This is a genomic window from Streptomyces sp. 63XJN7_1_ISO-PGPR-S23-121 (assembly GCF_056173025.1).
On the sequence record NZ_CM149653.1, the window covers coordinates 2,707,032 to 2,728,001 of the forward strand.

The following is a 20,970-nucleotide window of genomic DNA, read 5'->3' on the forward strand; positions in this document are numbered from 1 at the left end:
CCGGGCTAGGACGACGACGCCGGACTTCGCCCCGGCGACCGAGGCCCGCATGGCCGTCGCCCGCCACGTGGCCGACACCGTGCTGTTCGAGGGGTACGTGCTCTACCCGTACCGGGCCTCGGCCACCAAGAACCGGCTGCGCTGGCAGTTCGGAGTCCTCGTGCCCCCGTCCTGGACCGCGGTCGCCGAGGAGCACGACTTCCAGCGCACCGAGCTGCTGATGGAACCCCGGCGGGGGGCGGCCCTCGCCGTCGAGACGCGCTTCCTGCACGCCGGTCGGCGCACCGTCCAGCGGGCGCTGCCGGACGGCGGCTTCGAGACGGTGCCCGAACTGCGCCTGGACGACCGGGTGCTGGTCCCGTGGGACGAGGGCCACGAGGAGCAGGTGCGGCTCACCGTCGCCGTCGACGAGCTGGCCGGCACGGGCGTCGTCGTGCCCTTCACCCGGCCGGCCGCCGAGACCACCGAGCCGGTCACGGACGAGGCCGGACGGGTCGTGGGCCGGCTGGTGCGCCGCCGGGAGGAGATCAGCGGCGTGCTGCGGATCGCCGCGGGCGACCTGGACGGCCCGTACACCACGCGACGGCTGAGCGTGGTCGTGGAGAACACCAGCGACTGGACGCCCGCCGAGGACGCCGGCCGTGACGCCGCCCTGTCCCGCTCCCTGGTCGCCGCGCACACGCTGCTGTGCCTGGACGCCGGGCGGTTCCTGTCGCTGACGGACCCGCCGGAGTGGGCCGGCGGCGAGGTGGCCCGCTGCCGCAACCTGCACACCTGGCCCGTGCCGGCCGGCGAACCGGGCACCGAGGACCTGGTGCTCTCCTCGCCGATCATCCTGGAGGACCATCCGTCCATCGCCCCCGAGAGCCCCGGTGCCCTGTACGACGCCACGGAGATCGACGAGATCCTCGCGCTGCGCACGGCCGCCCTCACCGACGAGGAGAAGCGCGAGGCCCGGGGCACGGACGACCGGGCCGCCGCGGTGATCGACCTCGCCGACTCCCTGCCCGCGGAGGTGCTGGAACGCCTGCACGGCGCGGTACGCGGCCTGCGCGAGGTCACCACGTCCGGGACGCCCCGTACGCCGGCACCGGCGGCCGGCATGCCGGACCTCGGCCCGGCCGCCCCGTGGGCCGGCGCGGGGGGAGCGGACGGCGCCCCGCGGCCGGACACCCCGTGGTGGGACCCGGGTGCGGACGCCTCCGTGGACCCCGCCCACGACCACGTCCTGGTCGGCGGCCGGCCGGTGCGGGCGGGCAGCCGCGTGGTCCTGCGGCCCCGGCTGCGGCACACCGACGCCCAGGACCTGTTCCTCGACGGCCGCCGCGCCCTGGTCGAGGCGGTCCTGCACGATGTGGACGGGGGCGTGCACATCGCGGTCACCGTCGAGGACGACCCGGGCGCCGACATCCGCCGCGAACAGGGCCGTTACCTCTACTTCCAGCCCGACGAGGTCGACGTCGCCGACCCGGGGGAGGCCTCGTGACCGCCGCGCCGGCACCGTCCCGCCCGCACACCCTGGTCGCCGGGGTGGGCAACGTCTTCCTCGGCGACGACGGCTTCGGTGTCGAGGCCGTCCGTCTCCTGGCCGGACAGGACCTGCCCGCGGGCGTCGAGGTCACCGACACCGGTATCCGGGGCGTCCACCTGGCCTACCAGCTCCTCGACGGCTACGACACGCTGATCCTGCTGGACGCGACGGCACGGGGCGGACCGCCGGGATCGCTCTACCTGATCGAGGCGCCGGAACCCGGCACCGGGCCGGCACCCGCCGGCACCGCCCTGGACGGGCACCGGATGTCGCCGGACGCCGTACTGGCACTGCTGGGCACCCTGTGCGCGGGCACGGGCGCCCGGCCCCCGCGGCGCGTCCTGGTGGTGGGCTGCGAACCCGGCACCGTCGAGGAGGGCATCGGCCTCAGCCCGCCCGTGGCCGCCGCGGTGCCCGACGCGGTGCGCATGGTCGGCGAACTGGTCCGCGACGCGGCCGTCGTCTGACGGCGAAGCAGGAAGCCCGAAGAGCCCCCGAACCCCACCACCCCCAACGGAGACCCCCATGAACAAGCAGCTCGTCGGTGGTGCCGCCGCCACCGTCACCGCCACCGCCCTGACGGCCTTCGTCGCCGCCTTCTGGCCCGACATCCGGCGCTACCTGCGCATCCGCAGGATGTGACGCCGGCACGGTCGCGCCTGCACCGAACGGGCTATGCGCCCGGCGTGCCGGGCGGCCCGGCGCTCCGGGGCCCCCTTGAATGAGCCGCGAGACACATCCCCGGGCCGGACGGAGTGGCGATGCACGAGATGTCCGTCGCCCTGTCGGTCGTGGACCAGGTCGAGCGGGCCGCACGGTCCCGGGGCGCGCACGGCGTCCGTCACGTGCGCGTCGACATCGGCGAACTGGCCGGCGTGGTCCCCGACGCGCTCGGTTTCTGCTTCGAACTCGCCTGCGCCGGAACGGTCCTGGAGGGCTGCGAACTCCTCACCCGCCCGGTCCCCGGCCGGGCGTCCTGCGAGCCGTGCGGGCGGGACTGGGAGACGGGAATGCCCCCCGACATGGTGTGCTCCCGCTGCCGCGGGGCCGCCACCGAACTGCTGACGGGCCGCGAACTGGCCATCACCGAAGTGCGCTGGGCCGACGAGCCCTCGGCGCACCGCACCGCCACCGCACCCCGAACAGAGGAGAACTGACGATGTGCCGCACAGTCGACCTCCGGCAGGCCGTACTGGCCAAGAACACGATGGCGGCAGGCATCCTGCGCGCCGAACTGACGGCCCGCGGCACGACGGTGATCAACCTCCTGTCCAGTCCGGGCAGCGGCAAGACGGCCCTGCTGGAGCGCGAGCTGCGGCTGGCCCGGGAGAGGGACGTCGCCGTCGCGGCCCTCACCGCGGACCTCGCCACCGAGAACGACGCCACCCGGCTGGCCCGCTCGGGAGCGCCCGTCAAGCAGGTGCTGACCGACGGGCTGTGCCATCTGGAGGCGGACATGCTCGCCGGGCACCTGCACGACTGGTTGCCCGACGACACCCGCCTGCTGTTCGTGGAGAACGTCGGCAACCTCGTCTGCCCGGCCTCCTACGACCTGGGCGAGTCGCTCCGGGTCGTCCTCGCCTCCGTCACCGAGGGGGAGGACAAGCCGCTCAAGTACCCCACCGCGTTCGGCCTGGCCCAGCTCGTGATCGTCACCAAGTCCGACCTGGCCGCACCGGCCGAGTTCGACGAGGCGGCCTTCCGCGCCCACGTGCAGCGGGTCAACCCGGGCGTGGAGGTCGTCCTCACCTCCGTCCGCACCGGCGAGGGCGCCGGTGTCCTCGTCGACCGGGCGCTCGCGGCGGCCGGGGGACACGCCGTGCACGCGCCGGTGATGGCCAGGGCGCACGCGTGAGCACCGCCCCGGACGCCGGCGCGCCACCACGCCCCGCCGGGTCCGCACGTCGCGCCCGTGTCGTCGTCCGGGGCGTGGTGCAGGGCGTCGGTTTCCGCCCGTTCGTGTACGGGCTCGCCACCGAACTCGGCCTCGCCGGACACGTGACCAACACCGGCGACGGCGTCGTGGCGGAGGTCGAGGGCCCGGCGACGGCCGTCGACCTGTTCCGCGCCCGCCTCGGGCCCGGCGCACCGCCCCTCGCGGTCGTGGAGTCGGTGGAGACGTCCGAGCTTCCCGGTCACCGGCGACAGCGGCTTCCGCATCGTCCCCTCCCGGGCCGGCGACCGGGTCCGCACGCTCGTGGCACCCGACACCGCGACCTGCCACGACTGCCTGGCCGAACTCGCGGACCCCACCGACCGGCGCCACCGGCACCCCTTCATCACCTGCACTCACTGCGGCCCCCGCTTCACCATCGTCACCGGCCTGCCGTACGACCGCGCCCACACCACGATGGCGGGCTTCCCTCTGTGCCCGGACTGCGCCCGCGAGTACGACGACCCCGCCGACCGGCGCTTTCACGCCCAGCCCGTCGCCTGCCCCGCGTGCGGACCGCGCCTGCGTCTCGTCACGGCGGCCGGCACCGACGCCACCGGCCCGGCCGGCACCGACCCCGTGGCCGCCGCCCGCGCGCTGCTCGCCGCGGGTGCCGTCCTCGCCGTCAAGGGCATCGGCGGCTACCACCTGGCCTGCGACGCCACGCGTGCCGGGACGGTCGCCGAGCTGCGCCGTCGCAAGGCCCGCGGCGACAAGCCGTTCGCGGTGATGGCCCGGGACGTCCCCGACGTCGAGCACCTCGTCCACCTCGGCCCGCTCGAGCGCGAGCTGCTCACCGGGCGGGTGCGGCCCGTCGTCCTGATGCGCCGGCGCGCCGGCGTCCGGCCCGCCCCCGGCCTCCCCGTGCCCGCCCGCGCCGTCGCGCCGGGCAGCCCCGACCTCGGCGTCATGCTGCCGTACACGCCCGTCCACCATCTGCTGCTCGGCACGGACGGTCCGGACGGCCGCACGGACGCACCCCGGCTGCTGGTCATGACGAGCGGGAACCGCTCCGGCGAACCCATCGTCACGGACGACGAAGAAGCCGTGGAGCGCCTGGCCGGGCTGGCCGACGCCTGGCTCACGCACGACCGCCCGATCCACGTGCCGTGCGACGACTCCGTGGTCCGCGTCTGCGACGGCGAGCCGCTGATGCTGCGCCGCTCCCGCGGCCACGCCCCGCTGCCCGTCGCACTGCCCGCCCCGGTGTCCCCGGCGCTGGCGGTCGGCGGCGACCTGAAGAACGTCTTCGCCCTCGCGCAGGGCGACCGGGCCTGGCTCTCCGCCCACATCGGCGACATGGACGACCTCGCCACCCAACAGGCCTTCGGCCGGGCCGAACGCCAACTGGAGACCGTCACCGGCGTACGCCCGTCGCTGCTGGTGACCGACACCCACCCGGCCTACCGGTCGGCCGACTGGGCGCGGCGGCACGCCGGGGGCCGCGCCGTGCTCCGCGTGCAGCACCACCACGCGCACATCGCCTCGGTCATGGCCGAACGGGGCCTGCCGGACGGCACCCGGGTGATCGGGGTCGCCTTCGACGGCACCGGGCACGGGGACGACGGCGCGGTCTGGGGCGGTGAGTTCCTGCTCGCGGACTACGACGGATACCACCGCTTCGCGCACCTGGCCGAGGTGCCGCTGCCCGGGGGCGACGCGGCGGTGCGGCGGCCGTACCGCATGGCGCTGGCGCACCTGCACGCGGCCGGTCTCGGCCACGACCCCGCCCTGCCGTGCACCGCCGCCTGCCCGCCCGCCGAACTCGCGGTGCTGACACGCCAGCTGGAGAGCGGCCTGAACTGCGTCCCCACCACCAGCATGGGCCGGCTCTTCGACGCCGTCTCGTCGCTGGCGGGGGTCTGCCACCACGCGGGGTACGAGGCGCAGGCCGCGATCGAGCTGGAGGCGGCGGCGGTGTCCGCGGGGGACGGCGCGGACGACGACCCGCGCTACGCCTTCGGCCTCGGCGGAGAGCGGTCCGGCGGCGCCCCGCTGACCGCCGATCCCGCGCCCCTGCTGGCCGCCGTCGCCTCGGACGTGCGCGACGGGACCGCCACGGCCCTGATCGCGCTCCGGTTCCACCACGCCGTCACCCGCATGGTGCGGACGGTGTGCGGCGCGGCCCGCGAGGCGACCGGCCTGCGGACGGTGGCACTGAGCGGCGGCGTGTTCGCCAACACGCTGCTCTCCGAGTCCTGCGCCCGCGGACTGCGCGCGGACGGCTTCACCGTGCTGCGCCATCGCGACGTCCCGCCCAACGACGGCGGACTGGCCCTCGGTCAGCTCGTCGTGGCCGCCCGTACGGGAGTCCGGAGCGGATGACCGGAGCGGGCCCGCCGCTCGACGAGCGACGCGACAAGTGAGGAGACACGCATGTGCCTGGCGGTACCCGGCAGAGTGCTGGGCGTGGAGGAACGGGACGGCACCCGAATGGCCACCGTCGACTTCGGCGGCGTGGTCAAGGAGGTGTGCCTGGAGTACCTGCCCGACCTGCAGGTCGGTGAGTACACCATCGTCCACGTCGGTTTCGCCCTGCAGCGGCTCGACGAGGAGTCGGCCCGCAGGACGCTGGAGCTGTTCGAGAACCTCGGCATGCTCCAGGAGGAGTTCGGTGACCCGTGGGAGCAGGCGGCACGGGCCGAGGGCGGCGAGGACATCGCCGGGGAGGTGCGACGGTGAAGTACATCGACGAGTTCCAGGACCCCGAGCTGGCGGCGCGCCTGCTCGACGACATCAGGGCCACGGTGACCCGGCCGTGGGCGCTCATGGAGGTGTGCGGCGGCCAGACCCACACCATCATCAGGCACGGCATCGACCAGCTCCTGCCCGACGAGGTGGAGTTGATCCACGGTCCGGGCTGCCCGGTGTGCGTGACCCCGCTGGAGGTCATCGACAAGGCACTGGAGATCGCCTCCCGGCCCGGCGTGATCTTCTGCTCGTTCGGTGACATGCTCCGGGTACCGGGCACGGGCCGCGACCTGTTCCAGGTCCGCGGGGCGGGCGGCGACGTCCGCGTGGTCTACTCCCCGCTCGACGCGCTGCGCATCGCCGAGGACAACCCCGACCGCGAGGTCGTCTTCTTCGGCATCGGCTTCGAGACCACCGCCCCGCCCAACGCCATGACCGTCCACCAGGCCCGCAGACGCGGCATCCGCAACTTCAGCCTGCTGGTCTCGCACGTGCGGGTACCACCCGCGATCGAGGCCGTCATGCAGTCGCCGGACTGCCGGGTCCAGGGCTTCCTGGCCGCCGGGCACGTGTGCAGCGTCATGGGAACCGACGAGTACCCGGCGCTCGCCGAGCGGTTCGGGGTGCCCATCGTGGTGACGGGCTTCGAGCCGCTGGACATCCTGGAAGGCGTACGGCGGACCGTGCGGCAGCTGGAGCGCGGCGAGCACACGGTCGACAACGCCTATCCGCGGGCCGTCCGGCCCGAGGGGAACCCGGCCGCGCGGGCGATGCTGGACGACGTCTTCGAGGTCACCGACCGCGCCTGGCGCGGCATCGGGGTCATCCCGGCCAGCGGCTGGCGCCTGTCCGACCGCTACCGGGACCACGACGCGGAGTACCGGTTCGACGTCGGCGACATCGCCACGCGCGAGCCCGCCGAGTGCCGCAGCGGTGAGGTCCTGCAGGGGCTGCTCAAGCCGCACGAGTGCGAGGCCTTCGGGACCACGTGCACCCCGCGCACACCGCTGGGAGCCACCATGGTCTCCAGCGAGGGCGCGTGCGCCGCGTACTACCTGTACCGCCGGCTGGATCTGCCGGCCCGCCCGGCGACTGCACCGGCCGTCGCCGCGCCCGCCGTGACCCTGGAGGACAGCTCCGTTGTCTGACACCACCGCAGCACCGGACATGCTCTCCTGGACCTGCCCGGCGCCCCTGCGCGACGGTCCGCGCGTGGTGATGGGCCACGGCGGTGGCGGCACCCTGTCCGCCGAGCTCATCGAACAGATCGTGCTGCCCGCGGTCGACGGCCCGGCGCGGGCGCCGCTGAACGACTCCGCCGTGGTCGAGCTCGGCGGGGCGCGGCTCGCCTTCTCGACCGACTCCTTCGTGGTCCGGCCGCTGTTCTTCCCCGGCGGCAGCATCGGCGACCTCGCCGTCAACGGCACGGTCAACGACCTCGCGATGAGCGGAGCCCGCGCCGCCTACCTCTCCTGCGGCCTGATCCTGGAGGAGGGCGTCGAGATCGACACCGTCGCCCGGGTGTCCGAGGCGCTCGGGGCCGCCGCCCGGGCCGCCGGGGTGCGGGTGGTCACCGGCGACACCAAGGTGGTGGAGGCCGGGCACGGCGACGGCGTCTACATCAACACCTCGGGCATCGGCCTGGTGCCGGCCGGTGTCGACCTGCGCCCGGGACGGGTCGTCCCCGGCGACGTGATCCTGGTCAACGGCGCCATCGGCGTGCACGGCGTGGCCATCATGAGCGAGCGCGAGAACCTGCGGTTCGAGGCCGACGTGACGAGCGACTGCGCGGCGCTGGGCGGGCTCGTCGAGGCGATGCTGTCCGCCTGCCCGGACCTGCACGCGCTGCGCGACCCCACCCGCGGCGGTCTGGCCGCCTCGCTCAACGAGATCGCCGCGGCCTCGGGGACCGGCATCGTCGTGCGGGAGCGCGCCGTACCCGTGCCGCCCCCCGTGGCCGGCGCCTGCGCCATGCTGGGGCTGGACCCGATGTACGTGGCCAACGAGGGCAAGCTCGTCGCCTTCGCCCCCCGGGAGCACGCGGACGCGGTCCTCGCCGCCATGCGGGCCCACCCTCTGGGGGCCGAGGCGGTGATCATCGGCGAGGTCGTCGCGGACCACCCGGGCATGGTCGTCGCCCGCACCGGGCTGGGCGGCACGCGGGTGGTGGACATGCCGCTCGGGGAGCAGCTGCCGCGGATCTGCTGACCGGCCCGCGGACTCGCGGCGGGCGGGGCCGGGTGCGGCGCGTCAGCCCGCCCGGCCGCGTCTGCCGGGCCGCGTGTCGAGGGTCCAGGTGTGGGTGCAGCCGGGGCACTGGAGGTGCACCCGCGGACCCTCGTTGGCTATGAGGTAGCGCCAGTGGACGGCGCAGTTCCGCTGTGCGGCGCACGTGGCGCAGCCGCGCGCGTCGTCGCAGCGGGGACAGGGGACCCAGGCCCGGCGGGCCCGGTCGGCCTGGGGGTCAATGGGCAGCCGCATCGCCCGTCTCCCCTTCCCCTCCCGGCAGCACACCGGCCGCCACGAGCATCGCGTGCGTCCGCCGCTGCTCCGCGTCCAGTCCGGAGTAGAGCAGGGCGTGGGCCTCCTGCTCGGACCGCAGCGCGGCCACCGGGTCCCAGCCGGGGCCGAGCGCGGCCACCACCTCCGCCCGGCGCCTAGTCTCCTCCAGGGAGAGGTCGAGTTCGAAGGGGTGGAGTCGCGGGGCGGGGTCGGCAGGCATGACGGGCGGCTTTCGCGGGGGGACGTGCTGGCCCAGCCACTCCTACCAGAGCGTGAAGGCGGGGGGAAAGGCGATGTGAGCGACCCCATCACCGGCGTCCGGCGCCCCACGGCACGCTGCATAGGCTGGCCCCATGGCCGACGCTCCGCTTCCCGAGATCCGCTCCCTCCCCAGCTGGCAGCTCGGGCGGGCCGCCGCTCGCGGCCGGGCCCTGGTGGCCGGGGCGCTGGCCGCGGAGGGGCTGAGGATGTGGCACCACGTGGTGCTCTCCGCCGTCCGTGACCTCGCCCCCGTCGCCCAGGCCGACCTCGGCCGCGCCATCGGGCTCGACCCGAAGGACCTGGTCGGCGTCCTCAACGACCTCCAGGCGGCGAAGCTGGTCGTCCGCGCGCCGGACCCGGACGACCGCCGCAAGAACGCGGTGTCCCTCACGGAGGAGGGCGGGCGGGTGCTCACACGGTGCGAGAAGGCGGCACGCGAGGCCAACGACGAACTGCTCGCGCCGCTCACCCCGGAGGAGCGCACGCAGTTGACCGACCTGGTCCGCCGGGTCGCCGCTCTCGACGCCGACGGATGACGACGGGGAGACGGGTCAGCCCCGGGCGGCCGCGGCCTCCAGGGCGACGCGGTCCTCGCCCGCGTACACGTTCATGGAGGAGCCCCGCAGGAAGCCCACCAGCGTCAGCCCGGTCTCGGTCGCCAGGTCCACCGCCAGCGAGGACGGCGCCGACACCGCCGCGAGCACCGGGATGCCCGCCATCACGGCCTTCTGCGCCAGCTCGAAGGAGGCCCGGCCCGACACCAGCAGCACGGACCGGGACAGCGGCAGGCCGCCGTTCTGCAGGGCCCGGCCGACCAGTTTGTCGACCGCGTTGTGCCGGCCCACGTCCTCCCGTACGTCCACCAGTTCGCCGTCCGCGGTGAACAGGGCCGCCGCGTGCAGGCCGCCGGTGCGGTCGAAGACCCGCTGGGCGGCGCGCAGCCGGTCGGGCAGGTCCGCCAGCAGCTCCGGGGTGACCCGGACCGGGGGAGTGTCGGCGATCGGCCAGCGGGCCGTGGTGCGCACCGCGTCCAGGCTCGCCTTGCCGCACAGGCCGCAGGACGAGGTCGTGTAGACGTTGCGCTCCAGCGTGATGTCCGGGACCGGCACGTCCGGGGCCGTCGTCACGTCGACCACGTTGTACGTGTTCGAGCCGTCGGCCGTGGCACCGGCGCAGTACACGATGTTCCTGAGGTCGCCGCTCTCGGCCAGCACCCCCTCGCTGACCAGGAAGCCGGCCGCCAGCGCGAAGTCGTCGCCCGGAGTGCGCATGGTGATCGCGAGCGGTTTGCCGTTCAGCCGGATCTCCAGCGGTTCCTCGGCCACGAGCGTGTCCGGGCGGGTGGAGACCGCTCCGTCCCGAATGCGGATCACCTTGCGTCGTTCCGTGACTCGTCCCATGTCCGTGCCCCTCGTACCGGTCGCTCCCGGTTGCGTACGTGCTGGTAGCCGAAACTGCTCTTGATGCACAGGTTGCCGTGGGTCACCAGGCCGTCGTGCGGCGGGGTGACCCCGACCGTCTCATTGTCCCGCACGTGCGGTGCCGGGTCGCGGCCCGCACCGCGGGACGCCTCCACCGTGCCCGTCCTCCTCCCGCCGCGCCTCGGGCAGAATTGGTTGTCCCCTCAACTGTCTTCTCAACCGCGCTTCGACTGCCTACGGTTGGGGACTCATGAGTCCCCCCATGGCACCCCCGGGCTGGAGCCGCTGGCTCGTTCCCCCCGCCGCACTCTCGGTCCACCTCTCCATCGGTCAGGCCTACGCCTGGTCCGTGTTCAAACCGCCCCTCGAGTCCGCGCTCGGACTCAGCGGCACGCAGAGCGCGCTGCCCTTCCAGCTCGGCATCGTCATGCTCGGCCTGTCCGCCGCCTTCGGCGGCACGCTCGTGGAACGGCACGGGCCGCGCTGGGCGATGACCGTCGCGCTGGTCTGCTTCTCGTCCGGCTTCCTGATCTCCGCGCTCGGCGCCGCGGTGGAGCAGTACTGGCTGATCGTCCTCGGCTACGGCTTCGTCGGCGGGATCGGCCTCGGCATCGGCTACATCTCCCCGGTCTCGACGCTGATCAAGTGGTTCCCGGACCGGCCGGGCATGGCCACCGGCATCGCCATCATGGGCTTCGGCGGCGGCGCGCTGATCGCCTCGCCCTGGTCGGCCCAGATGCTGGAGTCCTTCGGCGCCGACAGCTCGGGCATCGCGCTGGCGTTCCTCGTGCACGGGCTGACGTACGCCGTCTTCATGCTGCTGGGCGTGCTGCTGGTCCGGGTGCCGCGCCCCGGGAAGGCCGCGGACGGCGGCCCGGACGGGGCCGGGGGCGTGCGGGTCTCGGCGCGCCAGGCGGTCCGCACCCCGCAGTTCTGGCTGCTGTGGGTCGCGCTCTGCATGAACGTCACCGCCGGCATCGGCATCCTGGAGAAGGCCGCCCCGATGATCACGGACTTCTTCGCCGACACCTCCACTCCCGTGTCGGCCACGGCCGCCGCCGGGTTCGTGGCCCTGCTCTCGGCGGCCAACATGGCGGGACGGCTCGGCTGGTCCACGGCCTCCGACCTGATCGGACGCAAGAACATCTACCGCGTCTACCTGGGCGTCGGCGCGCTGATGTACACGCTCGTCGCCCTGTTCGGCGACACCTCCAAGCCCCTGTTCGTCCTGTGCGCCCTCGTCGTCCTCTCCTTCTACGGCGGCGGTTTCGCCACGGCACCCGCCTACCTCAAGGACCTCTTCGGCACCCATCAGGTCGGCGCGATCCACGGGCGGCTGCTCACCGCCTGGTCCACGGCCGGGGTCCTCGGGCCGCTGATCGTGAACTGGATCGCCGACCGGCAGGAGGAGGCCGGGCGGCACGGCCCGTCCCTGTACGGACTGTCGTTCGTCATCATGATCGGGCTGCTGGCCGTCGGCTTCGCGGCCAACGAGCTGATCCGCCCGGTCCACGCCCGCCACCACATGACCGCCCCCGCGCGGAAGGAGGCCGCCGATGTCCCCCGACAGCAGCCAGAGTCCGCCTGACCTGCCCGACCGGCGTCCGCTGATCGCGTTCACCTGGCTCTGGGTGGGCGCGCCGCTCGCCTACGGGCTGTACGAACTCGTCCGCAAGGCGACCCAGCTGTTCACCGGATGAGGGGAACGGGCGCCCCGGACGCTGACCGAAGCCGACAAGGAGGGCGCCCGTTTCCTGTCGCTTCACCTGCCGCTGTACTCACCGGTCACTGATCACACTGGTGGATCCCGTCCCCGAGGCAACGAGGATCCATCCATGCAGGGCTCGCGCATCACCGCCGTCGGCCACTACCAGCCCGCCGGGGTCCTGACCAACGAGGACCTGGCGGGCATGGTCGACACCAGCGACGAGTGGATCAGGAGCCGGGTGGGCATCCGCACCCGCCGCATCGCCGGACCCGACGAACCCGTCGACGAGCTGGCCGGCCACGCCGCCGCGAAGGCGCTCGCCGCGGCCGGACTGACGCCCGCGGACGTGGACCTGGTGCTGGTCGCCACGTCCACCGCGATCGACCGCTCGCCCAACACGGCGGCCCGGGTGGCGGCCCGTCTCGGCATGCCCGGACCCGCCGTGCTGGACCTCAACGTCGTCTGTGCCGGCTTCCCCCACGCCCTGGCCGCCGCCGACCACGCCGTGCGGGCCGGTTCGGCCCAGCGCGCCCTGGTCATCGGCGCGGACAAGATGTCCGAGGTGGCCGACTGGACCGACCGCACCACCTGCGTGCTCGTCGGCGACGGGGCGGGGGCCGCCGTCGTGGAGGCCTGCGCCCCGGGCACGGACCCGGGGATCGGTCCCGTCCTGTGGGGTTCGGTGCCCGAGATGGGCAACGCGGTCCGCATCGAGGGCACGCCCCCACGGTTCGCGCAGGAGGGGCAGAGCGTCTACCGCTGGGCCACCACGAAACTGCCCGCCATCGCGCGCCGGGCCTGCGAACGCTCCGGACTCGAGCCCGCGGACCTCGCCGCCGTCGTCCTGCACCAGGCCAACCTGCGCATCATCGAACCCCTCGCCGCCCGGATCGGCGCCGTGAACGCGGTCGTCGCCCGCGACGTCGTGGAGTCCGGGAACACCTCGGCGGCGAGCATCCCCCTCGCCCTCTCCAAGCTCGTCGAACGGGGCGACATCACGACCGGGGACCCGGTGCTGCTCTTCGGCTTCGGCGGAAACCTCTCCTACGCCGGGCAGGTCGTCCGCTGCCCCTGAGCGGCACCATGGGCCCGGGACCGACGACCACCGGAGCCTGGCGTACCGCCCGTGCCGCGCCCAGGCCCGAACGGCCACGAGCACCGCATCCCCCGAGGTCACAGGCGTTCTCCAGGCCGCCCGGCGCACCGGCCGGGCGGCCTCACCGTGTCCCGGGCGGGCGGTCCCGGCCCCCGGCTTTGTCCACTCAGTGGAGAAAGTTTGCAGCAATTCATGCGCGACTTCTTCCCACACCGGGCGCCCACTGCTACGTTCCCTCCGAAAGCAAGCCACGGATGTGACCGGAAAAGCCGGTACACTCAAGCCGATTGAGGCGGGGAGGGGTTCGTGAGACGCATGACGGCACGACCTGCGAACGCCCATCAGGCCCGGCTGCTGCAGCTGTTGCGTGACGGCGGCCCCAACTCCCGCGCCCAGCTCGGCGACCAGGTCGACCTGTCCCGGTCCAAGCTGGCGGTCGAGGTGGACCGGCTGCTGGAGACCGGGCTGGTGGTGGCCGACGGACTCGCCGCCTCGCGCGGCGGCCGTCGTTCCCACAACGTCCGCCTCCATCCCGGACTCCGTTTCCTCGGCGTCGACATCGGGGCGACCTCGATCGACCTCGCGGTCACCAACGCCGAGCTGGAGATCCTGGGACACATCAACCAGCCCATGGACGTACGCGAGGGACCGGTCGCGGTCTTCGAGCAGGTGCTGTCCATGGCCGCCAAGCTGCGGGCCTCGGGTCTCGCGGAGGGCTTCGACGGCGCCGGCATCGGCGTCCCGGGGCCGGTCCGCTTCCCCGAGGGCGTACCGGTGGCGCCGCCGATCATGCCGGGCTGGGACGGCTTCCCCGTACGGGAGGCACTCAGCCAGGAGCTCGGCTGCCCGGTCATGGTCGACAACGACGTGAACCTCATGGCGCTCGGGGAGCAGCACGCGGGCGTGGCCCGCACCGTCGCCGACTTCCTCGTCGTCAAGATCGGCACCGGCATCGGCTGCGGCATCGTCGTCGGCGGTGACGTCTACCGCGGGACGACGGGCAGCGCGGGCGACATCGGCCACATCCAGGCCGTGCCCGACGGACGCCCCTGCGCCTGCGGCAACCGGGGTTGTCTGGAGGCGCACTTCAGCGGTGCCGCACTGGCCCGCGACGCCACGGAGGCCGCCCAACAGGGCCGGTCCGCCGAGCTCGCGGGCCGGCTGGAGGCGAACGGGGGCCTCAGCGCCGCCGACGTCGCCGCCGCGGCCGCCGCGGGCGACGCCACCGCACTCGACCTGATCCGGGAGGGCGGCCGCAGCACCGGCCAGGTCATCGCCGGCCTGGTCAGCTTCTTCAACCCGGGCCTGGTCGTGATCGGCGGCGGGGTGACCGGCCTCGGGCACAACCTGCTCGCCGCGATCCGCACGCAGGTCTACCGCCAGTCGCTGCCACTGGCGACCGGCAACCTGCCCATCGTCCTCGGGGAGCTGGGTCCCACCGCCGGAGTCATCGGCGCGGCCCGGCTGATCAGCGACCACCTGTTCTCACCCGCGTAGGCACCACTCGTCCCACCCGCGCAGGCACCACCCGCCTCCCGGGCTCCACCAGCACCAGCGCTCTGCCCTGTCCTGCCCTGCTCTGCCCTGACACCGGCCCGCATGCCCGCCGAGGGGACCTCACATGGCACCAGAACCACCGCTGCTCAGCATGTCCGGCATCACCAAGTCGTTCCCCGGAGTCCGGGCCCTGGACGGCGTCGACCTCGACGTCCAGGCCGGCGAGGTGCACTGCCTGCTCGGCCAGAACGGGGCCGGCAAATCCACCCTCATCAAGGTGCTGGCCGGCGCCCACCAGCCCGACACCGGCACCATCCGCTGGCGCGGCGAGGACGTCGTCCTGCGTTCGCCGATCGCGGCCATGCGCCTGGGGATCGCCACCATCTACCAGGAACTCGACCTGGTGGAACACCTGTCGGTCGCCGAGAACGTCCATCTCGGCCACGAGCCGACCACGGCCGGATTCGTCGTCCGGGGCCGGGCGGCCAAGGAGTCGACCGCCCAGCTCCTGAAGCGGCTCGGGCACCCCGAGGTCGACCCCGGGCGGCTCGTCGGTGACCTGTCGGCGGCCCAACAGCAGATCGTGTCCATGGCACGGGCGCTCTCCCACGACGTACGGCTGATCGTGATGGACGAGCCGTCCGCCGCCCTCGACCCGGACGAGGTCGACAACCTCTTCCGCATCGTCTCCGACCTCACCGCCGACGGAGTCGCCGTCGTCTACATCTCGCACCGCCTGGAGGAGATCCGCCGCATCGGCGACCGGGTCACCGTCCTGAAGGACGGCCGGGCCGTCGCCGGCGGGCTGCCCGCCGAGTCGACGCCCACCCGCGAGGTGGTGGCGCTGATGACGGGACGCAACGTCGAGTACGTCTTCCCCGAGCGGCCGGCCGCGCCGCCCACGGCGGATCCGGTACTGAGCGTGCGGGGCCTCGCCCGGGAGGGCGAGTTCGCCCCGCTCGACCTCGACGTCCGCCCCGGCGAGATCGTCGGCCTGGCCGGGCTGGTCGGCTCCGGCCGCTCCGAGATCCTGGAGACGATCTACGGGGCCCGCCGGGCGAGCGCCGGACAGGTCGTCGTGGAGGGCCGCCCGCTGCGGCCCGGCAGCGTGCGCGCCGCCGTCCGCGCCGGCCTCGGACTCGCCCCCGAGGAACGCAAGGCGCAGGCCCTGCTGATGCTGGAGTCCGTCACCCGCAACGTGTCGGTCTCCGCCATGTCCCGCTTCTCGCGCGCCGGCTGGATCGACCGCGGCGCCGAACTGGGCGCCGCCCGCGCGGCGACCCGCGAGCTGTCGCTGCGGCCCGACAACCCCGCGGTGCCCGTGCGCACCCTGTCCGGCGGCAACCAGCAGAAGGCGGTCCTCGCCCGCTGGCTGCTGCGCGGCTGCCGGGTCCTGCTCCTGGACGAACCCACCCGCGGCGTCGACGTCGGCGCCCGCGCCGAGCTCTACGCGGTCATCCGCCGCCTCGCCGACGAGGGCCTCGCCGTCCTGCTGGTCTCCAGCGAGGTGCCCGAGGTGCTCGGCCTCGCCGACCGCGTGCTGGTGCTGCGCGAGGGCCGCGTCGTGCACGAGGCCCCCGCCCGCGAACTCGACGAACACCGCGTACTCGACCTCGTGATGGAAGGAAGCCCGGCGTCATGACGCAGCACGTGTCCCCGCCACGGGGCGGCACCGACAAGGCGGCACCGGTGGACGGCGCGCCCGCCTGGCGAAGCCTGACGGCCCGCGCCGACCTGCGCACCCTCACCCTGCTCGGCGTGCTCGCCGCACTGGTCCTCATCGGCGGCATCACCCAGCCCGACGCGTTCCTCGACACCCGCAACCTGCAACTGGTCCTCACCCAGGCGTCCGTGATCGGCGTCGTGACCGTCGGCATGACCTTCGTGATCGTCTCCGGCGGCATCGACCTGTCCGTCGGCGCCATCGTCGCCCTGTCGTCGGTGTGGGCGACCACGGTCGCCACCCAGGAGTTCGGCTTCGCCGGCATCCTGTTCACCGCGATCGTCGTCGGAGTGGGCTGCGGGCTGGTCAACGGGGTGCTCATCGCGTACGGCACGATGGTCCCCTTCATCGCCACCCTCGCCATGCTGGCCTCGGCACGCGGCCTCGCCCTGCAGATCACCGACGGCCGCACCCAGGTCGTCACGGTTCCCAGCGTGCTCGACCTCGGCGAACGCGACTCCTACGTGCTGGGCGTCCCGCCGCTCGTCCTGGTGTTCGCGGCCGTCACCGTCGTCGGCTGGCTGCTGCTCAACCGGACCACCTTCGGACGTCGCACGGTCGCCGTCGGCGGCAACGCGGAGGCCGCCCGGCTCGCCGGCATCGACGTCCGCCGCCAGCGGCTCTACCTCTACCTGCTGTCCGGGCTGTGCTGCGGCATCGCCGCCTTCCTGCTGATCGTCCTGGCCGGCTCCGGCCAGAACACCAACGGCAACCTCTACGAACTCGACGCCATCGCCGCCGCGATCATCGGCGGCACGCTCCTCACGGGAGGCCGAGGCACCATCGTCGGCTCCGTGCTCGGCGTCCTCATCTTCACCACGATCACCAACATCTTCGCCCTGAACAACCTGCAGAGCGACGTCCAGCAGATCGCCAAGGGAGCGATCATCGTCGCCGCCGTGCTGGTCCAGCGCCGTACCGCGAGCACGACCTGAGGAAAGGGTTCACCACCATGCAGCAACTCAACGCGAGTCGCAGAGGACTGCTCTTCGGAGCCGCCGCCGTGTCCGCCGGTGCCTTCCTCACCGGCTGCACGAGTAACGAGAGCGACGACGAGAAGCCCGCCGCCAACGACCAGCCGGTCGCCGACGACAAGCCCGGCAAGCAGGTCACCATCGGCTACGCCGGCCCCCAGGCCGACCACGGCTGGCTCAACGCCATCAACGACAACGCCAAGAAGCGCGCCGGGAAGTACTCGGACGTCACCCTCGAGGTCACCGAGGGCTCCAACGACACCGCCCAGCAGATCGGCCAGATCGAGACCCTCATCAACAAGAAGGTCGACGTCCTCGTGGTGCTGCCGGCCGACGGCAAGGCACTCACCCAGGTCGGACTGAAGGCGATGCGCGCCGGCATCCCGGTCGTCAACCTCGACCGCATCTTCAACAGCCCCCAGGCCTACCGCTGCTGGATCGGCGGCGACAACTACGGCATGGGCCTGAACGCCGGCCACTACATCGGCGAGAAGCTCAAGGACAAGCCCGACGCCAAGGTCATCGAACTGGCGGGCCTGGACAACCTCGAGCTGACCCAGCAGCGAACCAAGGGCTTCGACGACGCCCTGAAGAACTACCCGAACATCAAGAAGGTGGCCCGCCAGGCCGCCGAGTTCACCGTCGAGTCCGGCCAGGCCAAGATGGCCCAGCTCCTGCAGGCGCAGTCGAAGTTCGACGCCCTGTGGAACCACGACGACGACCAGGGCGTGGGCGCGCTGCGCGCCATCGAGCAGGCGGGCCGCGACGACTTCCTGATGGTCGGCGGAGCCGGGGCGCTCTCCGCCTTCCAGGCCATCAAGGCGGACCGCGGCGTCCTGAAGGCCAGCGTGCTGTACCCGCCGTCCATGGCCGCCTCCGCGATCGACCTGGCCCGCGCCCTCGGCCAGGGCAAGGGGGTCGGCGGACTCGCCGAGTTCGAGATCCCCTCGACGGTCACCTGCTACTCGGCCGTCGTCGACAAGGAGAACGTGGACCAGTACATGTCCACCGGCTTCAAGTGAGGCCGGCCGCCCCGCGGACCTGACCAGTCCGCCGGGGCGGGGCCCACCCCCACCGCGCCACCACGACGAGGAGGACATCCGCATGGGACAGCCGCAGCAGCCCGAGGGGGCCGGGCCGGAGCCGGCAGCCACCGGTACCGGTACCGGAACCGGAACCGGAACCGGAACCGGGAACACTGCCACGGGGGCATCAGCCGGCAGACCACCGCTGCGCGTCGGCATGGTCGGCTACGCCTTCATGGGCGCCGCCCACTCCCAGGGCTGGCGCACCGCCGGCCGGGTCTTCGACCTGCCGCTGAACCCGGTCATGACCGCCATCTGCGGCCGGGACGCCGACGCCGTCCGCACGGCGGCCGACCGGCACGGCTGGGCGAGCACCGAGACCGACTGGCGGACCCTGGTGGAGCGGGAGGACATCGACCTCGTCGACATCTGCACGCCCGGTGACAGCCACGCCGAGATCGCGCTGGCCGCCCTCGCCGCCGGCAAGCACGTGCTGTGCGAGAAGCCCCTCGCCAACACCGTCGCCGAGGCGGAGGCGATGACCCGCGCCTCCGAGGAGGCCGCCGCGCGGGGCCAACTCGCCATGGTCGGCTTCAACTACCGCAGGGTGCCCGCCACCGCGCTGGCCCGGCGCATGGTCGCCGAGGGGCGCGTCGGCCGGCTGCGGCACGTGCGGGTGACGTACCTCCAGGACTGGCTGGTGGACCCGCAGGCCCCGCTGACCTGGCGGCTGCAGAAGGAGCTGGCCGGCTCCGGCTCGCTCGGCGACCTGGGCGCGCACATCGTCGACCTCGCCCAGTACCTGACCGGGGAACGGCTGGCCGGCGTCTCCGCCCTCACCGAGACCTTCGTGCGGGAGCGTCCGCTGCCCGGCGGCGAGGCCCGGGGCCTGTCCGCCGGGTCGGCGGCCGGCACGGGGGAGGTCACCGTGGACGACGCCGCCGTGTTCACCGGCCGCTTCACCTCCGGCGCCCTCGCCTCCTTCGAGGCCACCCGGTACGCCACCGGCCGCAAGAACGCCCTGCGCATCGAGCTCAACGGAGAGCGCGGTTCGCTCGCCTTCGACCTGGAGCGGCTCAACGAGCTGTCCTTCCACGACGGCACCGAGCCGGGGGAGCACGCCGGTTTCCGGCGCATCCTCGTCACCGAGCCCGAGCACCCCTACCTGAACGCCTGGTGGCCGCCGGGCCACGGCCTGGGCTACGAGCACACCTTCGTCCACCAGGCGCGCGACCTCGTCCACGCGGTCGCCGAGGGCCGCAGGCCCGATCCCTCCTTCGCCGACGGGCTCCAGGTGCAGCGTGTGCTCGCGGCCGTGGAGGAGAGCGCCGAGAAGAACTCCGTCTACACCCCTGTCGCCATCACGTCGTCCGTCGTCTGAGGAGGCCAGAAGCGCATGCCGCGCAACTTCACGCTGTTCACCGGGCAGTGGGCCGACCTGCCCCTGGAGGAGGTCTGCCGGCTCGCCCGCGACTTCGGCTACGACGGCCTCGAACTCGCCTGCTGGGGCGACCACTTCGAGGTCGACAAGGCCCTCGCGGACCCGTCCTACGTCGACTCCCGCCACCAGCTGCTCGACAAGTACGGCCTGAAGTGCTGGGCGGTCTCCAACCACCTCGTCGGGCAGGCGGTGTGCGACGCCATCATCGACGAACGCCACCAGGCCATCCTGCCCGCCCGGATCTGGGGCGACGGCGACGCCGAGGGCGTGCGCCGGCGTGCCGCCGCCGAGATGAAGGACACCGCCCGCGCCGCGGCCCTCCTCGGCGTCGACACCGTCATCGGCTTCACCGGCTCCGCCATCTGGCACCTGGTCGCCATGTTCCCGCCCGTGCCCGAGTCGATGATCGAACGCGGCTACCGGGACTTCGCGGAACGCTGGAACCCGATCCTGGACGTCTTCGACGCCGAGGGAGTGCGCTTCGCGCACGAGGTCCACCCCAGCGAGATCGCCTACGACTACTGGACCACGCAGCGGGCCCTGGAGGCGGTCGGCCACCGGCCCGCGTTCGGCCTCAACTTCGACCCCTCGCACTTTGTCTGGCAGGACCTCGACCCGGTCGGCTTCCTGTGGGACTTCCGCGACCGGATCTACCACGTCGACTGCAAGGAGGCCCGCAGGCGCCTCGACGGCCGCAACGGCCGCCTCGGCTCCCACCTGCCGTGGGGCGACCCGCGGCGCGGCTGGGACTTCGTCTCGGCCGGACACGGCGACGTCCCGTGGGAGGACGTCTTCCGCATGCTGCGCTCCATCGACTACCGCGGCCCGGTCTCCGTCGAGTGGGAGGACGCCGGCATGGACCGGCTCCAGGGCGCACCCGAGGCCCTCGCCCGGCTGAAGGCGTTCGACTTCGAGCCGCCCAGCGCGTCCTTCGACGCGGCCTTCAACAGCTGATCCACACGTCTCGACAGCAGGTCGGTACGGGGGCCGGAACGTCCGCCGGTCCCCGGTCCGACCTGCCCGGAACCCGCTTTGTCCTGGGCGGGGTAAAAGTTCAACTACTCGCGTTCCCAGGGGTATTCGCGCAGGACAAACGCGGCTACCGTCCCTGATGTGTTCAGGACACACACGCCTCCGGGGTGACGGCGCACCCCGGCGCCCGCACCG

The 20,970-nt window shown here is 73.3% G+C and carries 21 protein-coding genes and 2 pseudogenes; 19 read left to right on the forward strand and 4 right to left on the reverse strand.

The genetic code is table 11. From position 1 onward, the window contains the following. The first annotated feature begins 49 nt into the window (after positions 1 to 49). The 9 genes and pseudogenes from AC0VYN_RS11765 to hypE all read left to right on the forward strand — a co-directional run bounded on the left by AC0VYN_RS11765 (position 50) and on the right by hypE (position 8,363). Complete coding sequence (locus AC0VYN_RS11765; protein WP_475536861.1) at positions 50 to 1,486, forward strand: hypothetical protein; 1,437 nt, start codon at positions 50 to 52, stop codon at positions 1,484 to 1,486. Then, a complete protein-coding gene (locus tag AC0VYN_RS11770) occupies positions 1,483 to 1,998 on the forward strand; it encodes a hydrogenase maturation protease (protein ID WP_475535922.1) in 516 nt (171 codons plus the stop codon). Before AC0VYN_RS11765 ends, AC0VYN_RS11770 begins: the two co-directional genes overlap by 4 nt. Before the next feature lie 58 nt (positions 1,999 to 2,056). Next, entirely contained in the window at positions 2,057 to 2,173 is a 117-nt protein-coding gene (locus tag AC0VYN_RS11775) for a DUF6893 family small protein (protein ID WP_385463546.1), read from the forward strand. 119 nt (positions 2,174 to 2,292) lie between these two features. Beyond that, positions 2,293 to 2,688 carry a hydrogenase maturation nickel metallochaperone HypA/HybF gene (locus AC0VYN_RS11780; RefSeq protein WP_475535923.1) on the forward strand — a complete coding sequence of 132 codons (396 nt, stop codon included), beginning with the start codon at positions 2,293 to 2,295 and terminating at the stop codon, positions 2,686 to 2,688. A gap of 2 nt (positions 2,689 to 2,690) precedes the next feature. Further along, a complete protein-coding gene (gene hypB, locus AC0VYN_RS11785; RefSeq protein WP_475535924.1) occupies positions 2,691 to 3,386 on the forward strand; it encodes a hydrogenase nickel incorporation protein HypB in 696 nt (231 codons plus the stop codon). Then, a pseudogene (hypF, locus tag AC0VYN_RS11790) lies at positions 3,383 to 5,789 on the forward strand (carbamoyltransferase HypF). The gene hypB and the pseudogene hypF overlap by 4 nt, the downstream one beginning before the upstream one ends. 51 nt (positions 5,790 to 5,840) lie before the next feature. Next, entirely contained in the window at positions 5,841 to 6,146 is a 306-nt protein-coding gene (locus tag AC0VYN_RS11795; RefSeq protein WP_475535925.1) for a HypC/HybG/HupF family hydrogenase formation chaperone, read from the forward strand. After that, on the forward strand, positions 6,143 to 7,303 hold the full coding sequence (gene hypD, locus AC0VYN_RS11800) for a hydrogenase formation protein HypD (RefSeq protein ID WP_475535926.1): 1,161 nt from the start codon (positions 6,143 to 6,145) through the stop codon (positions 7,301 to 7,303). The genes AC0VYN_RS11795 and hypD overlap by 4 nt, the downstream gene beginning before the upstream one ends. Continuing rightward, positions 7,296 to 8,363 carry a hydrogenase expression/formation protein HypE gene (gene hypE / locus AC0VYN_RS11805; RefSeq protein ID WP_475535927.1) on the forward strand — a complete coding sequence of 356 codons (1,068 nt, stop codon included), beginning with the start codon at positions 7,296 to 7,298 and terminating at the stop codon, positions 8,361 to 8,363. The genes hypD and hypE overlap by 8 nt, the downstream gene beginning before the upstream one ends. A gap of 42 nt (positions 8,364 to 8,405) precedes the next feature. Here hypE and AC0VYN_RS11810 read toward each other — a convergent pair whose 3' ends face one another. Continuing rightward, positions 8,406 to 8,636 (reverse strand): hypothetical protein, encoded by a 231-nt coding sequence (locus AC0VYN_RS11810; RefSeq protein ID WP_385463525.1) that lies wholly within the window; start codon positions 8,634 to 8,636, stop codon positions 8,406 to 8,408. Next, positions 8,620 to 8,877 carry a DUF6400 family protein gene (locus tag AC0VYN_RS11815; protein WP_475535928.1) on the reverse strand — a complete coding sequence of 86 codons (258 nt, stop codon included), beginning with the start codon at positions 8,875 to 8,877 and terminating at the stop codon, positions 8,620 to 8,622. The genes AC0VYN_RS11810 and AC0VYN_RS11815 overlap by 17 nt, the downstream gene beginning before the upstream one ends. A gap of 133 nt (positions 8,878 to 9,010) precedes the next feature. Here AC0VYN_RS11815 and AC0VYN_RS11820 point away from each other — a divergent pair, with 133 nt between their 5' ends. Then, a complete protein-coding gene (locus AC0VYN_RS11820) occupies positions 9,011 to 9,454 on the forward strand; it encodes a MarR family winged helix-turn-helix transcriptional regulator (RefSeq protein ID WP_475535929.1) in 444 nt (147 codons plus the stop codon). Between the two features lie 15 nt (positions 9,455 to 9,469). On the opposite strand, the gene fdhD is transcribed toward AC0VYN_RS11820, so the two are convergent. Beyond that, positions 9,470 to 10,318 carry a formate dehydrogenase accessory sulfurtransferase FdhD gene (fdhD, locus tag AC0VYN_RS11825; protein ID WP_475535930.1) on the reverse strand — a complete coding sequence of 283 codons (849 nt, stop codon included), beginning with the start codon at positions 10,316 to 10,318 and terminating at the stop codon, positions 9,470 to 9,472. Further along, positions 10,288 to 10,455 (reverse strand): annotated as a pseudogene (locus AC0VYN_RS11830) (hypothetical protein); the annotation flags it as partial. The gene fdhD and the pseudogene AC0VYN_RS11830, both read right to left, overlap by 31 nt. Before the next feature lie 134 nt (positions 10,456 to 10,589). Here AC0VYN_RS11830 and AC0VYN_RS11835 point away from each other — a divergent pair. From AC0VYN_RS11835 to AC0VYN_RS11875, 9 genes are all read left to right on the forward strand, one after another. Beyond that, positions 10,590 to 11,927 (forward strand): OFA family MFS transporter, encoded by a 1,338-nt coding sequence (locus AC0VYN_RS11835; RefSeq protein WP_475535931.1) that lies wholly within the window; start codon positions 10,590 to 10,592, stop codon positions 11,925 to 11,927. Next, entirely contained in the window at positions 11,896 to 12,039 is a 144-nt protein-coding gene (locus AC0VYN_RS11840; protein WP_189232443.1) for an MFS transporter small subunit, read from the forward strand. The genes AC0VYN_RS11835 and AC0VYN_RS11840 overlap by 32 nt, the downstream gene beginning before the upstream one ends. 135 nt (positions 12,040 to 12,174) lie before the next feature. Beyond that, on the forward strand, positions 12,175 to 13,122 hold the full coding sequence (locus tag AC0VYN_RS11845) for a beta-ketoacyl-ACP synthase III (protein ID WP_475535932.1): 948 nt from the start codon (positions 12,175 to 12,177) through the stop codon (positions 13,120 to 13,122). 336 nt (positions 13,123 to 13,458) lie between these two features. Beyond that, entirely contained in the window at positions 13,459 to 14,640 is a 1,182-nt protein-coding gene (locus tag AC0VYN_RS11850) for an ROK family transcriptional regulator (RefSeq protein ID WP_385463507.1), read from the forward strand. Positions 14,641 to 14,764: 124 nt separating this feature from the next. After that, entirely contained in the window at positions 14,765 to 16,282 is a 1,518-nt protein-coding gene (locus AC0VYN_RS11855) for a sugar ABC transporter ATP-binding protein (RefSeq protein ID WP_385463504.1), read from the forward strand. Continuing rightward, positions 16,279 to 17,298: an ABC transporter permease gene (locus AC0VYN_RS11860; protein WP_385463501.1), complete on the forward strand. Its 1,020-nt coding sequence runs from the start codon at positions 16,279 to 16,281 to the stop codon at positions 17,296 to 17,298. The genes AC0VYN_RS11855 and AC0VYN_RS11860 overlap by 4 nt, the downstream gene beginning before the upstream one ends. A 17-nt stretch (positions 17,299 to 17,315) precedes the next feature. Further along, positions 17,316 to 18,359 carry a substrate-binding domain-containing protein gene (locus tag AC0VYN_RS11865; protein ID WP_475535933.1) on the forward strand — a complete coding sequence of 348 codons (1,044 nt, stop codon included), beginning with the start codon at positions 17,316 to 17,318 and terminating at the stop codon, positions 18,357 to 18,359. A gap of 82 nt (positions 18,360 to 18,441) precedes the next feature. After that, positions 18,442 to 19,743 (forward strand): Gfo/Idh/MocA family protein, encoded by a 1,302-nt coding sequence (locus tag AC0VYN_RS11870; RefSeq protein WP_475535934.1) that lies wholly within the window; start codon positions 18,442 to 18,444, stop codon positions 19,741 to 19,743. A 15-nt stretch (positions 19,744 to 19,758) separates the two neighbouring features. Beyond that, positions 19,759 to 20,757, forward strand: coding sequence for a sugar phosphate isomerase/epimerase family protein (locus tag AC0VYN_RS11875; protein WP_475535935.1), 999 nt, complete (start codon positions 19,759 to 19,761; stop codon positions 20,755 to 20,757). Positions 20,758 to 20,970 lie beyond the last annotated feature (213 nt).

Excerpts from the sequence above, each read along its gene's own strand:
- AC0VYN_RS11765 (WP_475536861.1), top strand. The coding sequence starts at position 50 with ATGGCCGTCGCCCGCCACGTGGCCGACACCGTGCTGTTCGAGGGGTAC.
- AC0VYN_RS11775 (WP_385463546.1), top strand. The coding sequence starts at position 2,057 with ATGAACAAGCAGCTCGTCGGTGGTGCCGCCGCCACCGTCACCGCCACC.
- AC0VYN_RS11780 (WP_475535923.1), top strand. The coding sequence starts at position 2,293 with ATGCACGAGATGTCCGTCGCCCTGTCGGTCGTGGACCAGGTCGAGCGG.
- hypB (WP_475535924.1), top strand. The coding sequence starts at position 2,691 with ATGTGCCGCACAGTCGACCTCCGGCAGGCCGTACTGGCCAAGAACACG.
- AC0VYN_RS11795 (WP_475535925.1), top strand. The coding sequence starts at position 5,841 with ATGTGCCTGGCGGTACCCGGCAGAGTGCTGGGCGTGGAGGAACGGGAC.
- AC0VYN_RS11810 (WP_385463525.1), bottom strand. The coding sequence starts at position 8,636 with ATGCGGCTGCCCATTGACCCCCAGGCCGACCGGGCCCGCCGGGCCTGG.
- AC0VYN_RS11815 (WP_475535928.1), bottom strand. The coding sequence starts at position 8,877 with ATGCCTGCCGACCCCGCCCCGCGACTCCACCCCTTCGAACTCGACCTC.
- AC0VYN_RS11820 (WP_475535929.1), top strand. The coding sequence starts at position 9,011 with ATGGCCGACGCTCCGCTTCCCGAGATCCGCTCCCTCCCCAGCTGGCAG.
- fdhD (WP_475535930.1), bottom strand. The coding sequence starts at position 10,318 with ATGGGACGAGTCACGGAACGACGCAAGGTGATCCGCATTCGGGACGGA.
- AC0VYN_RS11835 (WP_475535931.1), top strand. The coding sequence starts at position 10,590 with ATGAGTCCCCCCATGGCACCCCCGGGCTGGAGCCGCTGGCTCGTTCCC.
- AC0VYN_RS11840 (WP_189232443.1), top strand. The coding sequence starts at position 11,896 with ATGTCCCCCGACAGCAGCCAGAGTCCGCCTGACCTGCCCGACCGGCGT.
- AC0VYN_RS11845 (WP_475535932.1), top strand. The coding sequence starts at position 12,175 with ATGCAGGGCTCGCGCATCACCGCCGTCGGCCACTACCAGCCCGCCGGG.
- AC0VYN_RS11850 (WP_385463507.1), top strand. The coding sequence starts at position 13,459 with ATGACGGCACGACCTGCGAACGCCCATCAGGCCCGGCTGCTGCAGCTG.
- AC0VYN_RS11855 (WP_385463504.1), top strand. The coding sequence starts at position 14,765 with ATGGCACCAGAACCACCGCTGCTCAGCATGTCCGGCATCACCAAGTCG.
- AC0VYN_RS11860 (WP_385463501.1), top strand. The coding sequence starts at position 16,279 with ATGACGCAGCACGTGTCCCCGCCACGGGGCGGCACCGACAAGGCGGCA.
- AC0VYN_RS11865 (WP_475535933.1), top strand. The coding sequence starts at position 17,316 with ATGCAGCAACTCAACGCGAGTCGCAGAGGACTGCTCTTCGGAGCCGCC.
- AC0VYN_RS11870 (WP_475535934.1), top strand. The coding sequence starts at position 18,442 with ATGGGACAGCCGCAGCAGCCCGAGGGGGCCGGGCCGGAGCCGGCAGCC.
- AC0VYN_RS11875 (WP_475535935.1), top strand. The coding sequence starts at position 19,759 with ATGCCGCGCAACTTCACGCTGTTCACCGGGCAGTGGGCCGACCTGCCC.